The following is a 13302-nucleotide window of genomic DNA, read 5'->3' as shown; positions in this document are numbered from 1 at the left end:
ACCCCGTCATGACTGATCTGACCCTCTATCATAACCCGCGCTGCTCGAAGTCCCGCGGCGCGCTGGAACTGCTCGAAGGCCGCGGCCTGGCACCCACCGTGGTGCGCTACCTCGACACCCCGCCCGACGCCGACACCCTCAAGGCCCTGCTCGGCAAGCTCGGCATCTCGGCGCGCCAGTTGCTGCGTACCGGCGAAGATGAGTACAAGGCGCTGGATCTGGCCAATCCGGCCTTGGGCGAGGCGCAACTGATCGATGCCATGGTCAGGCACCCGAAACTGATCGAGCGGCCGATCCTGGTGGCGGGCGATAAAGCGGTGATCGGCCGCCCACCGGAGAAAGTACTGGAGATTCTGCCGTGAGCGCCCCCTATATCCTGGTGCTGTACTACAGCCGCCACGGCTCGACCAGCGAGATGGCCCGGCACATCGCCCGCGGTGTCGAGATGGCGGGCCTTGAGGCGCGCCTGCGCACGGTGCCGGCGATCTCCACCGAATGCGAGGCCGTGGCGCCGGACATCCCGCCCAGCGGCGCGCTGTACGCCACCCTCGACGACCTGCGTCACTGTTCGGGGCTGGCGCTGGGCAGCCCTACCCGCTTCGGCAACATGGCCGCGCCGCTCAAGTACTTTGTCGACAGCACCAGCAGCCTGTGGCTGGGCGGCGAGCTGGTCGGCAAGCCGGCGGCGGCATTCACCTCCACCGCCAGCCTGCACGGCGGGCAGGAATCGACCTTGTTGTCGATGCTGCTGCCACTGATGCACCACGGCATGCTGGTGCTGGGCCTGCCCTACAGCGAGTCGGCATTGCTCGAGACCCGCGGCGGCGGTACCCCGTATGGTGCCAGCCACCATGCCGGGGCCGACGGCAAGCGCGACCTGGACAGTAAAGAGATCGCGCTGTGCCGGGCGCTCGGGCAGCGCCTGGCGAAAACCGCCAAGGCGCTGGAAGCCGGTAATGGCTAGACCGCCCAAGGCCCTGCCGCCGCTGGAATGGCTCGCGCCGCGCCTGCGTGTGACACGGGCGTTGAGCCTGGCCCTGTTTGTCGGGCTGATGGTGCTGCTCACGGCCAACAACCTGTGGTTCGCCAACCTGCATGGCGCGCGGGTCGAGGTGATTCTGGCCGTCGAGCTGATGCCGCTGCTCCTGCTGTTGCCCGGCATGTTGCTGGGCAGCGCGCGGGCGCATGCCTGGACGTGCTTCGTGGTGAATATCTATTTCATCAAGGGCGTGCTGGCGGCGTTCGATCCGGGGCGTGCGCTGTTTGGCTGGGTCGAGGTGGGGGTGAGCCTGGGGTTGTTTGTCAGTGCGCTGATGTATGTGCGCTGGCGGTTTCAGCATGACCGGCGGGTGGCGGGGGAAGGCGCAACGCGGTATCAGTGATTGACCGTATGCGCCAGCATCACCGACAACTGGCAAAGTGGCCGGCCGCTCTCGGCGTGCCACTGGTTGAACACATCCTGCACCAGCGCGCGGTCCCGCTCGCTGGTCGGGGCCTTGTCGATGACGCCCTGGGCGATCAGCGCCGCGCTCATGTCATCGGTCGGCACGAAGGTGTCCTTGCCCACCATGCGCAGGAATCGCGGCGCGGATAGCCCGCCCAGCTGATTCCCATGCCTGGCCAGGTATTTCCACAGGCCAACGATATCGGTCACCGGCCAGTCGGCGATGAATGCGCCGAAACTGCCCTGCTCCTTGCGCACGTCCAGCACCATCTGCGCATTGCGCGGCACGCTCTTGAGCTTGCCCAGGTGACGGATGATGCGCGTGTCCTGCATCAGCCGCTCAAGGTGCTCGGCGCCCATCAGCACGACCTTCTCGGGATCGAAGCCAAAGAACACCTGCTCGAAGGCCGGCCACTTCGAATCCACCAGGCTGTGCTTGAGGCCGGCGCGGAATACGCGCAGGGCCAGGGTCGACAGGTAGCGGTCGTCAGCGATGCCGCGCAGCTGCGCCGGCGTCCTGGGCTGGGGCAGGAATGCCTCCAGGGCCTGGGACGAGCCGAAGCGGTTGAGGCAGTATTCGTGCAGCCATTGGTAATCGCGCATGCCGTCAGATATTCAGCACGTCGAGGAAACGCGGGGTGGCGCTTTCGTCGATCTTGAGGCTGCCGAAGTCGAACAGGTTGCGGTCCGCCAGTTGCGATGGCACCACGTTCTGCAGGCCGCGGAAGATGTTCTCGGTACGGCCCGGGTGCTTGCGCTCCCACTCCACCAGCATCTCCTTGACCACCTGGCGCTGCAGGTTTTCCTGCGAGCCGCAGAGGTTGCACGGGATGATCGGGAACTCGCGCATGTCCGAGTAAGCCTGGATGTCCTTCTCGCTGCAGTAGGCCAGCGGGCGGATCACCACGTTGCGGCCGTCGTCGGCGCGCAGCTTGGGTGGCATGGCCTTGATCGTGCCATTGAAGAACATGTTGAGGAAAAACGTCTCGACGATGTCGTCGCGGTGGTGACCCAGGGCCATCTTGGTCGCGCCGATCTCGTCGGCGAAGGTGTACAGCGTGCCGCGGCGCAGGCGCGAGCACAGCGAGCAGGTGGTCTTGCCTTTCGGGATCAGTTCCTTGACCACCGAGTAGGTGTCCTTCTCGACGATGTGGTACTCGACGCCCAACGTCTTCAGGTAGGCCGGCAGCACGTGCTCGGGGAAGCCTGGCTGCTTCTGGTCCATGTTCACCGCGACGATCTCGAACCTGATCGGCGCCACTTTCTGCAGGTGCAGCAGAACATCGAGCATGGTGTAGCTGTCCTTGCCGCCGGACAGGCAGACCATGACCTTGTCACCGTCCTCGATCATGTTGAAGTCGGTGATGGCTTCGCCGGCGAGCCGCCGCAGGCGTTTTTGCAGTTTGTTCTGGTTGACCGAAAGGGTGCCCATAGCGCTTGAATCCGCGAGGTGTGACAAAAGCGGCCTATTTTACGCACAAACCACCGTCTCGCGTAGACCAATCCGATAAAGACTGCAAGGTAATCAGCCCCCGCCGCGACAGCACGATTCGCTCTAAAAACGGCGGATTGCGTCGCGGCCCGCTTCCTATACTGCGACTTAAGGCCACGTAGCCGTGCGTTCGGTTTTGTCTGGCCTCGACCTCGGGTCGCGAGCTCCCCGTGGGCTGCGACAACGACGATAGGAGTGACCGGCATGATCCATCACGTTCTAGGACTGTTTACCCATCCAGACCAGGAATGGCGCGAAATACGTGGCGAAGAAGAATCCATCAGCCACATGTACCTGACACACACCTTGGTATTGGCAGCAATCCCGGTAGTTTCGGCGTTCATCGGCACCACCCGGATGGGTTGGGTGATCGGTGACCGACCGCCGGTGATGCTGACGGTGGAAAGCGCATTATGGATGAGCATCATGTCGTACGTGGCGATGCTTGGCGGGGTAGCCATCATGGGCGCTTTCATCCACTGGATGGCGCGCACCTATGACGCCAACCCGAGCATGGCCCGCTGCATCGCCTTCGCCACCTACACCGCCACCCCCCTGTTCGTCGGCGGCCTGGCGGCGCTCTACCCTGACCTTGCATTGGGGATGGTCGTGGGGCTTGCGGCCATTTCGTACACGGTGTTCCTGCTGTACGTAGGCCTGCCGACCTTCATGAGCATCCCTGCCGACGAGGGCTTCCTGTTCTCGAGCTCGGTGCTGGCGGTGGGACTGGTGGTGCTGGTGGCGATCATGGCCGCCACGGTGATCATCTGGGGGCTGGGCGTGGGGCCGATGTATACCAGCTAGGTTTGCAAGGGCGCTGGATAGAGGGCCGCCGCGAGGCGGCCTTTGGTTGTGCGCTGACCGGTGGCTGGGCTGCGCTGATGGCCTTGCGGCATAATGACCGCCCAGGAGATTGTCCCCGCCATGCCCGATTTGCTCACATCCCGCGTCGAGACCTGTTACCAGCAAGCCGAAGCCTTCTTCAAACGCTCGTTCACGCGCCCGCAGGTCAGCTTCAAGCTCCGCGGCCAGAAGGCCGGCGTCGCGCACCTGCACGAGAACCTGCTGCGATTCAACCTGCAGCTGTATCGCGAGAACAGCGAGGATTTCCTGCGCCAGACCGTCGCCCACGAGGTCGCCCATCTGGTGGCGCACCAGCTGTTTGGCGACCGTATCCAGCCCCATGGCGAGGAGTGGCAGCTGATCATGCGCGGGGTGTACGAGCTGCCTCCCAACCGCTGCCACAACTACGAAGTGAAGCGGCGTAGCGCCACGCGCTATATCTACCGCTGCCCCTGCCCTGACAGCGACTTTCCCTTCAGCGCCCAGCGGCACAAGCTGGTACACAAGGGGCGGCGGTACCTGTGCCGCAGGTGCCGCGAGATCCTGGTGTACAGCGGCGAAATGCGGGTGGAGTGACGAAGGGCCTGTTGAGGCATGCATCCCGACGCCCACGAAAAAGCCCGCCGAAGCGGGCTTTTTCAGTTCACGCGTTGAGATCAGCCGCGCGCGGACGTCTCGGCCACACCCAGGTCATCGACCGGATGCGTCTCGACGATCGGCGAACCGCCCGAGGCAAGCTCGGTCTGCAGCTTGTCGGTGTCCAGCTCGTCGACCCACTTGGCCACCACCAGGGTGGCAACAGCGTTGCCGATCAGGTTGGTCAGGGCGCGGGCTTCGGACATGAAGCGGTCGATGCCGAGGATCAGCGCCAGACCTGCAACCGGCAGGTGGCCGACCGCGGACAGGGTCGCCGCCAGTACGATGAAGCCCGAACCGGTCACGCCCGCAGCGCCTTTGGAGGCTACCAGCAGCACCAGCAGCAAGGTGATCTGGTGGGTGATGTCCATGTGCGTGTCGGTGGCCTGGGCGATGAACACCGCGGCCATGGTCAGGTAGATCGAGGTGCCGTCCAGGTTGAACGAGTAGCCGGTCGGGATCACCAGGCCAACCACGGACTTCTTGGCGCCCAGGCGCTCCATCTTGGTCAGCATGCGTGGCAGGGCCGATTCCGAGGAGGAGGTCCCCAGCACGATCATCAGCTCTTCACGGATGTAGCGGATCACCTTGAGCACGCTGAAGCCGTGGGCACGGGCGATACCGCCAAGCACCACCAGGATGAACAGCAGGCAGGTGATGTAGAAGCAGGCCATCAGGTAGCCCAGCTGCACCAGCGAACCCACGCCGTACTGGCCGATGGTGAAGGCCATGGCGCCGAAGGCACCCAGCGGCGCCAGCTTCATGATCATGTTGATGATGTTGAACATGACATGGGCGAAGCGGTCGATCAGGTCCAGCAGTGGCTTGCCATAGCTGCCCAGGCGATGCAGGGCGAAGCCGAAGATCACCGAGAACATCAACACTTGCAGGATATCGCCGTTGGCGAAGGCACCGACCACGGTGTTGGGGATGATGTTGAGCAGGAAGCCGATGGTGGTCTGCTGCGCGCCGGCGGCGGCGTAGGCGGCCACGCTGCTGGCGTTGAGGGTGGTGACGTCGATGTGCATGCCCGCGCCGGGCTTGACCACGTTGACCACGACCAGGCCGATGATCAGCGCGATGGTGGAGACGATCTCGAAGTACAGCAGCGCGTAGCCGCCGGTCTTGCCGACCGACTTCATGCTTTGCATGCCAGCGATGCCGCTGACCACGGTGCAGAAGATGATCGGGGCGATGACCATCTTGATCAGTTTGACGAACCCGTCACCCAGTGGTTTGAGGGCAACGCCGGTCTCAGGGTAGAAGTGCCCGAGCAGGATACCGATGGTGATGGCAACCAGCACCTGGATATACAGCGATTTGTACAGCGGCTGACGTGTCGTCATGGCTAATCTTTCCTCGAGGGTCTCGGCTCATCCTTCCCAGGATGCAGCGATACCCAAAGCGCGCGAACCCTCCTGCACCCGGAGGGATTTGTTGTTTGAAACCACGTGGCAGATTTCTGCCTTTCACCCAGAGCATTAGCAAGGGTGATGCCAGAATGCCCATGATCGGTGCGACAAGCGCTTTCAGAGGCTTTCCACGCACAAGGAAAAGGCAGAAACCCGCTGGGACTGGCGGATTTCCGCCCGCTGCCGTCCAGAATACCGAAGAGATGGCGGGAATCCGCCCGATGGCGGAAAACCCACGCCCTCGATCCGTGCTGGCGACTAGAGTAATCAAGACGCCTTGAGTCGCCGCCTGCCCGCTCGACCTTCATCCGCCTAGAAGCTTTCCCTGCCAAGGAGATCACCATGCGTTCCCTGCTTGCTCTGGCCCTGCTGTGCAACGCCGCCCTCGCCAACGCGGTGGTGCAGACCCGTGAGATTCCCTACCAGGATGCCGATGGCCAACGGCTGATCGGCTACTACGCCTATGACGATGCCGTCGACGGCAAGCGCCCGGGTGTCGTCGTGGTGCATGAAATCTGGGGACTGAACGACTACGCCAAGCGTCGTGCCCGTGAACTTGCGGCCTTGGGCTACAGCGCCCTGGCGATCGACATGTATGGCGATGGCATGCACACCGAGCACTTCCAGGGCGCCAAGGCCTACAACAGCGCTGCGATGAAAGACCCTGGCGCTGGCGCCAAGCGTTTCAATGCCGGGGTCGAGCTGCTGAAGATCCAGCCGCAGACAGACCCACGCAAGCTGGCGGCCATCGGCTACTGCTTCGGCGGCAAGGTGGTGCTCGACGCCGCCCGGCGCGGCGAACCCCTGGCCGGAGTGGTGAGTTTCCACGGCCCGCTGGTGACCCAGGCCCCGGCCACGCCCGGTAGCGTCAAGGCCAAGGTACTGGTCGAGCATGGCGCGGCCGACAGCATGGTCACCGAGGCGCAGGTCGAGGCGTTCAAGAAGGAGATGGATGCGGCGGGGGCGAGCTTCGAATTCGTCAGCATCCCCGGGGCCAAGCACGGCTTCAGCAACCCTGACGCGGACCGGCTGGGGCATGCCGGGCATGACAGCCATGGCGGCCCGGATATCGCGTACAACAACAAGGCGGATGAGAGTTCGTGGGCGGACATGCAGGCGTTTTTCAAGAAGCTGTTCAACTGACGCATCGAACCTCGCGGCTCGCAGCGTGTGGCTTCTGGCACAATACCCGCCATGAACAGACTCCCCGCCTGCTGCGACCCCCTACAACACCACTGGCCCTTGCCCCAGCCCCTGCCCGGCGCGGTGCTGGTCAGCTGCGGCTTCGACGCCAGCCGCCTTGGCGTCGATGACTTCCAGCGCTCGGGCATCGAGCAGACCGCGAGCCTGCAACGCTCGGTGGCCAAGCGCCAGGCCGAGTACCTGGCCGGGCGGGTCTGCGCACGGGCGGCGCTGCAGCGCCTGGACGGCCGGGATTACGTGCCGGGCACCCACGACGACCGGTCCCCCATCTGGCCGAGCGGTATCCATGGCTCGATCACCCATGGGCAGGGCTGGGCGGCCGCCGTGGTGGCGGCCGAGGGCAGTTGCCAAGGCGTGGGGCTGGACCGGGAAACCCTGATTGCCGATGCACGCGCCGAGCGTCTGGCCCGCGAGATCCTCACCGACGCCGAGATGCAGCGCCTGTCACCCGAGCATCTGGGGCTGACCGTGACGCTGACCTTCTCGCTCAAGGAAAGCCTGTTCAAGACGCTCTATCCCCTGACCCTCAAGCGCTTCTACTTCGAGCACGCCGAGGTGCTGGAATGGTCCGCCGACGGCCAGGCCCGCCTGCGCCTGCTTGCTGACCTGTCCCCGGCCTGGCGCCACGGCCAGGAAATCAGCGGTCAGTTCAGCGTGCAGGGCGACCAGTTGCTCAGCCTGGTGAGCGTCTAGCCTGGCGCGTCCGCTCGCGAGCGCGGCCAGTCCAGGCTAAAGCAGGCCCCGCCCAACTGCTCGCTGCGCCCCACCAGCGCGCGTCCCGCATGCCAATAGATGATGCGCCGGACGATCGACAAGCCCAGTCCGTGGCCGCCCGAGGCGCGGGCGCGGCTGTCATCGAGCCGGGTAAAGGGCGTGAATATCCGCTCCCAGGCGCGCTCGGGCACCCCAGGGCCGTCATCCTCGACATCGATGCGGCACTGCTGCTGCCCCAGGTGATAGCTCAGGATCACCTGCGACTCGGCGTGGCGCAGGGCATTGCTGACCAGGTTTTGCAACGCGCGGTGCAGGTAGCGCGGCTCGGCTTCGACCCAGGCGCCCTGCCGGTCCGCTGGCTGGCAGGCACCGCGGCTGACGGTCACGTCGGCGCGCAGCGGCGCGAGCTCGGCGATCACCCGCTCGAGCAGGGCGTCCAGGTCCACGGCCTGGAACACCAGCGCCGGGGCGCCCTGCTCCAGGCGGGCGTAGGTCAGCATTTCGTCGACCAGCCTGTCCAGCTCCTGAATGTCGCTGTCCATGCCGGCCAGGTGCTTGTCCCGCGCCTGGTCGGTGCTCGCGGTCTCGATCATCTCAAGGCCGAAGCGCAGGCGCGCCACGGGTGTGCGCAGCTCGTGGGACACCGCCCGCACCAGCTCGCGCTGCATGCTCAGCGAGCGCTGCAAATGCTCGGCCATGCCGTTGAAGGCCGCCGCCAGGCGCCCCACCGAGTCGGCGTCATCGGCCGCCACCCGGGTGTCCAGGCTGCCCTGGGCGATTCGCGTGGCGGCCACTTCGAGGCCCGACAGGCGGCGCTCGAGCTGGCGCACCAGCAGGTAGACCACCAGCCCGATCAAGCACAGGCCCAGGCAACCGATCAGCACCAGCAGTTGCGGCGGATAGAAGTTCATCTGGTACAGCGGGCCGATCTCCAGCACCCAAGGCGACCCCGAAAGCCCGGAAAACACCCGGACGGACTCGCCGTCCTTGTCCAGCGCCATGACCGTGTCGCCCTCCTCTACCCGGCGGCGCTGGTCATCGTCGAGGCCGGCGCGCTCCAGCCGCTGCAGGGCCAGCTCGAAGCCGAAGCCCTTGCTCTGCTTGAGCTCGAGCAGCCGCTGGCGCTGCTCGGTGACCGGGTAGCGCACCAGTTCGTCGGCCAGCAGATAGAGGGTGGCGCGCGCCAGCTGTTCGCTGACCTGCTTGACCTCGCCCAGCAGCACAACCTCCTGCGTGCCTACCTGGCGCAGCACCCGCGCCGCGTGGGGGCCGGTCTGCTGCACCACCACCAGGCCGCGTAGCAGGCGCGCGCGTTCGCCGGCGTCCAGCGGCGTCGCCGACAACGGCTGCAGGTCGAGGGGAATGCCCATCAGGCGCTCCCAGATCACCAGCGAGCGCTTGCGCTCCACCTCGTTCTGCAAGGCCAGGTTGTCGGCCATCAGGCTGAACGTGCCTTGCGCCAGGCGCTCGCGGTGCTGGCCGGCGCGCACCTCGTTGACCAGGTGCAGGCTGAGCACGCCCAGCACGGCCACCAGCACCAGAACGCCAAGCATGCCGCCATAGATGCGCAGGAAGATCGAGTTCATGGGGGGCTCGTCTGCCCGGCGGCTTCGGCGACGAACAGGTAGCCCTTGCCGCGCAGGGTCTTGATCAGGCGCGGGTGGTCCGGGTCGTCGCCGATGCGTGGGCGGATGCGTGAAATGCGCACGTCGATGGAACGGTCCTGGCCGTCATAGCCGACGCCGCGCAGGGAGGTGAAGATCGCCTCGCGGGACAATACGCGCCCGGCATTGCTCGCCAGCAGCCAGAGCAGGTCGAATTCGGCGCTGGTCAGTTCGATGCCTTGCCCGTGCAGCCAGGCTTCGCGCAGGCCGTTGTCGAGGCGCAGCGCGCCGAACTGCAATTGCTGGCGCTTGCCCTCGGGCGGCTCGCTGCGCCGCAGCAAGGCCTGGATCCGCGCCAGCAGCAGGCGCGGCCGCACCGGCTTGCAGATATAGTCATCCGCGCCCAGGTCCAGGCCCTGGATCTGGTCCAGCTCGTCGGTGCGCGCGGTCAGCATGAGCACAGGTCCCTGATAATGACCCCGCACCCTGCGGCAGATGCTGAAGCCATCCTCGCCGGGCAGCATCAGGTCGAGGATCACCAGGTCTGGCTGGCTGTCGATGATCCGCCGGGCGGCGCGCGCGCCATCGCCTTCCACCGCCACCTCGAAGCCGTTGGCCTGCAGGTACTCGGCCGTGAGCTCGGCGAGTCGCTGGTCGTCCTCGACGATCAATATCCGGTTGCTTGGCTGCTCCACCGACCACCTCTCGCATCGCGCTGTCGTACCTTGGGCGCCCTTTTGCGCAGGGCAGCATCGAATCGGATAGTACGTCTGTCGCGGGGCTCGACAAAGGCAAAATTCGTGATACCTTCCGCGCCCGAAAAAAAGTCTGCGAAGGCGGCGACAGGGGAAATATGCTGCAACGCGCTAGGGACAAGGCCTACAGCGGCGAGGCGCAAATCACGCACAAAATACCCACAAGTTATCCACAGCGGGTCACCTTGCAAAGGGCCCCGGACCGCATTATCTTGTATCCCCATCGCGGCGGACCAACTACATGTTGGGTTTTGCCCTAAATTACGCAAGCACAAGTCCGGCAGAAAACTCAAGCCCTGAGACAGCCAGGGAACGGTAAGTTATTGCCCTTTTTCCTGTTCTGTCCCGAAGTCGATACACCCGCCCAGGCGGATGCGCGCGTTTGTCGCGCGTCCCCGTATGGGTGGTCGAACGAGTGACGGAACGGGGCGCCCACAAGGCGCCTGAACACAACTTTGAGAATGTGGAGACACACCCCCCATGCAAACCGACACAACTCGCGAGAACGCGCAGGCCAAGGTGAATCCGGCCGCCGATTCGAACCAGGATCTGGCCGCGACCGCTCCGGGCCAGCTGCGCGTCATCAAGCGCAATGGCACTGTCGTCGCCTACACCGACGACAAGATCACCGTGGCCATCACCAAGGCGTTCCTCGCAGTTGAGGGTGGCACCGCCGCCGCCTCGTCGCGCATCCACGACACCGTCGCGCGCCTGACCGAGCAGGTCACCGCGACCTTCAAGCGCCGCATGCCGTCGGGTGGCACCATTCACATCGAAGAAATCCAGGACCAGGTCGAACTGGCCCTGATGCGCGCCGGCGAGCAGAAAGTCGCCCGTGACTACGTGATCTACCGCGACCAGCGGGCCAAGGAGCGCGCGACCCGCAGCAACGCAGACGCCGTGGTCCAGCCGCACCCAAGCATCCGCATCACCTTGGCCGACGGCAGCCTGGCGCCGCTCGACATGGCGCGCCTGAACACCATCATCACCGAAGCCTGCGAAGGCCTGGCCGAAGTCGATGGCGACCTGATCCAGCGCGAAACCCTGAAGAACCTGTACGACGGCGTCGCCCTGAAGGACGTCAACACCGCCCTGGTGATGACCGCCCGTACCCTGGTCGAGCGCGAGCCGAACTACTCGTTCGTCACCGCCCGCCTGCTGATGGACACCCTGCGCGCCGAAGGCCTGGGCTTCCTGGAAGTGGCCGACAGCGCCACCCACCACGAGATGGCCGAGCTGTACGCCAAGGCCCTGCCGGCCTACATCGCCAAGGGTATCCAGTTCGAGCTGCTGAACCCGGCCCTGGCCGACTTCGACCTCGAGAAGCTGGGCCAGGCGATCAACCACGAGCGCGACCAGCAGTTCACCTACCTGGGCCTGCAGACCCTGTACGACCGCTACTTCATCCACAAGGATGGCGTGCGCTTCGAGCTGCCGCAGGTGTTCTTCATGCGTGTGGCCATGGGCCTGGCGCTGGAAGAGAAAGACAAGGAAGCCCGCGCGATCGAGTTCTACAACCTGTTGTCGTCCTTCGACTACATGGCCTCGACCCCGACCCTGTTCAACGCCGGCACCCTGCGCCCGCAGCTGTCGAGCTGCTACCTGACCACCGTGCCGGACGACCTGTCGGGCATCTACCACGCGATCCACGACAACGCCATGCTGTCCAAATTCGCCGGTGGCCTGGGCAACGACTGGACCCCTGTGCGTGCGCTGGGCTCCTACATCAAGGGCACCAACGGCAAGTCCCAGGGCGTCGTGCCGTTCCTGAAAGTGGTCAACGACACCGCCGTGGCCGTGAACCAGGGTGGCAAGCGCAAGGGCGCGGTCTGCGCGTACCTCGAAACCTGGCACCTGGACATCGAAGAGTTCATCGAGCTGCGCAAGAACACCGGTGATGATCGCCGTCGTACCCACGACATGAACACCGCCAACTGGATCCCTGACCTGTTCATGAAGCGCGTCTTCGATGACGGCCAGTGGACCCTGTTCTCGCCGAACGAAGTGCCAGACCTGCACGACCTGACCGGCAAGGCCTTCGAGGAGCGCTACGAGTACTACGAAGCGCTGACCGAGTACAACAAGATCAAGGTGTTCAAGACCGTCCAGGCCAAAGACCTGTGGCGCAAGATGCTGTCGATGCTGTTCGAGACCGGCCACCCATGGCTGACCTTCAAGGACCCGTGCAACCTGCGCTCGCCGCAGCAGCACGTGGGCGTGGTCCACAGCTCGAACCTGTGCACCGAGATCACCCTGAACACCAACAAGGACGAGATCGCGGTCTGCAACCTGGGCTCGATCAACCTGCCGAACCACATTGTCGATGGCAAGCTGGACACCGCCAAGCTGCAACGCACCGTCAACACCGCCGTGCGCATGCTCGACAACGTGATCGACATCAACTACTACTCGGTGCCGCAGGCGCGTAACTCGAACCTCAAGCACCGCCCTGTCGGCCTGGGCATCATGGGCTTCCAGGACGCGCTGTACCTGCAGCATATCCCTTACGGTTCCGACGCTGCCGTCGAGTTCGCCGACAAGTCGATGGAAGCGGTCAGCTACTACGCGATCCAGGCCTCCTGCGACCTGGCCGACGAGCGCGGTGCCTACGAGACCTTCCAGGGCTCGTTGTGGTCCAAAGGCGTACTGCCGCTGGATTCGCAACAGATCCTGATCGAGGCCCGTGGCGCCAAGTACATCGACGTCAACCTGGAAGAGTCCCTGGACTGGGCCCCGGTGCGTGCCCGCGTGCAGAAAGGTATTCGTAACTCGAACATCATGGCCATCGCGCCGACCGCGACCATCGCCAACATCACCGGCGTGTCGCAGTCCATCGAGCCGACCTACCAGAACCTGTACGTGAAATCGAACCTGTCGGGCGAGTTCACCGTGATCAACCCGTACCTGGTCCGCGACCTCAAGGCCCGCGGCCTTTGGGACCCGGTCATGATCAACGACCTCAAGTACTACGACGGTTCGGTGCAGCAGATCGAGCGTATTCCGCAAGAGCTCAAAGACCTGTACGCCACTGCCTTCGAAGTCGAGACCAAGTGGATCGTCGACGCGGCCAGCCGTCGCCAGAAGTGGATCGACCAGGCCCAGTCGCTGAACATCTACATGGCCGGCGCCTCGGGCAAGAAGCTGGACGAGACCTATAAACTGGCCTGGCTGCGCGGCCTGAAGACGACCTACTACCTGC

The 13302-nt window shown here is 64.7% G+C and carries 13 protein-coding genes; 8 read left to right on the top strand and 5 right to left on the bottom strand.

Going from position 1 to position 13302, the window contains the following annotated elements:
- The first annotated feature begins 8 nt into the window (after positions 1-8).
- Genes arsC through VJS90_RS03805 form a run of 3 tightly spaced genes read left to right on the top strand, consistent with a single transcriptional unit; the run spans position 9 to position 1382 of the window.
- Positions 9-362: an arsenate reductase (glutaredoxin) gene (gene arsC, locus VJS90_RS03815; protein WP_324119274.1), complete on the top strand. Its 354-nt coding sequence runs from the start codon at positions 9-11 to the stop codon at positions 360-362.
- Complete coding sequence (gene wrbA, locus VJS90_RS03810) at positions 359-964, top strand: NAD(P)H:quinone oxidoreductase (protein WP_324119272.1); 606 nt, start codon at positions 359-361, stop codon at positions 962-964. Before arsC ends, wrbA begins: the two co-directional genes overlap by 4 nt.
- Positions 957-1382 (top strand): DUF2069 domain-containing protein, encoded by a 426-nt coding sequence (locus VJS90_RS03805; protein WP_324119270.1) that lies wholly within the window; start codon positions 957-959, stop codon positions 1380-1382. The genes wrbA and VJS90_RS03805 overlap by 8 nt, the downstream gene beginning before the upstream one ends.
- On the opposite strand, the gene VJS90_RS03800 is transcribed toward VJS90_RS03805, so the two are convergent.
- On the bottom strand, positions 1376-2047 hold the full coding sequence (locus VJS90_RS03800; RefSeq protein ID WP_324119267.1) for a DNA-3-methyladenine glycosylase I: 672 nt from the start codon (positions 2045-2047) through the stop codon (positions 1376-1378). The two genes, VJS90_RS03805 and VJS90_RS03800, sit on opposite strands and share 7 nt — an antisense overlap.
- Before the next feature lie 4 nt (positions 2048-2051).
- Positions 2052-2876, bottom strand: coding sequence for a tRNA 2-thiocytidine(32) synthetase TtcA (gene ttcA / locus VJS90_RS03795; RefSeq protein WP_324119265.1), 825 nt, complete (start codon positions 2874-2876; stop codon positions 2052-2054).
- A 264-nt stretch (positions 2877-3140) separates the two neighbouring features.
- On the opposite strand from ttcA, the gene VJS90_RS03790 reads away from it, so the two are divergent.
- Both VJS90_RS03790 and VJS90_RS03785 read left to right on the top strand, forming a co-directional pair.
- Positions 3141-3740, top strand: a complete 600-nt coding sequence (locus tag VJS90_RS03790) for a Yip1 family protein (RefSeq protein WP_324119263.1) — start codon at positions 3141-3143, stop codon at positions 3738-3740.
- A gap of 93 nt (positions 3741-3833) precedes the next feature.
- A complete protein-coding gene (locus VJS90_RS03785) occupies positions 3834-4355 on the top strand; it encodes a SprT family zinc-dependent metalloprotease (RefSeq protein WP_324119261.1) in 522 nt (173 codons plus the stop codon).
- A gap of 80 nt (positions 4356-4435) precedes the next feature.
- On the opposite strand, the gene VJS90_RS03780 is transcribed toward VJS90_RS03785, so the two are convergent.
- The gene (locus tag VJS90_RS03780; protein ID WP_324119259.1) at positions 4436-5761 is read right to left on the bottom strand and encodes a dicarboxylate/amino acid:cation symporter; all 1326 of its coding nucleotides are present in this window, start codon (positions 5759-5761) and stop codon (positions 4436-4438) included.
- A 408-nt stretch (positions 5762-6169) separates the two neighbouring features.
- Between VJS90_RS03780 and VJS90_RS03775 the strand changes: the two genes are divergently transcribed.
- The gene (locus VJS90_RS03775; RefSeq protein WP_324119256.1) at positions 6170-6970 is read left to right on the top strand and encodes a dienelactone hydrolase family protein; all 801 of its coding nucleotides are present in this window, start codon (positions 6170-6172) and stop codon (positions 6968-6970) included.
- Positions 6971-7021: 51 nt separating this feature from the next.
- The gene (locus VJS90_RS03770; protein WP_324119254.1) at positions 7022-7723 is read left to right on the top strand and encodes a 4'-phosphopantetheinyl transferase family protein; all 702 of its coding nucleotides are present in this window, start codon (positions 7022-7024) and stop codon (positions 7721-7723) included.
- On the opposite strand, the gene VJS90_RS03765 is transcribed toward VJS90_RS03770, so the two are convergent.
- Positions 7720-9330 (bottom strand): ATP-binding protein, encoded by a 1611-nt coding sequence (locus tag VJS90_RS03765; RefSeq protein WP_324119252.1) that lies wholly within the window; start codon positions 9328-9330, stop codon positions 7720-7722. The two genes, VJS90_RS03770 and VJS90_RS03765, sit on opposite strands and share 4 nt — an antisense overlap.
- Positions 9327-10043, bottom strand: a complete 717-nt coding sequence (locus VJS90_RS03760; protein WP_324119249.1) for a response regulator transcription factor — start codon at positions 10041-10043, stop codon at positions 9327-9329. The genes VJS90_RS03765 and VJS90_RS03760 overlap by 4 nt, the downstream gene beginning before the upstream one ends.
- 540 nt (positions 10044-10583) lie before the next feature.
- Here VJS90_RS03760 and VJS90_RS03755 point away from each other — a divergent pair.
- On the top strand, positions 10584-13302 hold a 2719-nt coding region (locus VJS90_RS03755), incomplete at its 3' end, for a ribonucleoside-diphosphate reductase subunit alpha (protein WP_324119247.1).

This window comes from Pseudomonas sp., from assembly GCF_035277045.1.
Classification (GTDB): Bacteria; Pseudomonadota; Gammaproteobacteria; order Pseudomonadales; family Pseudomonadaceae; genus Aquipseudomonas.
This window is presented reverse-complemented; position numbering and strand designations above follow the sequence as displayed.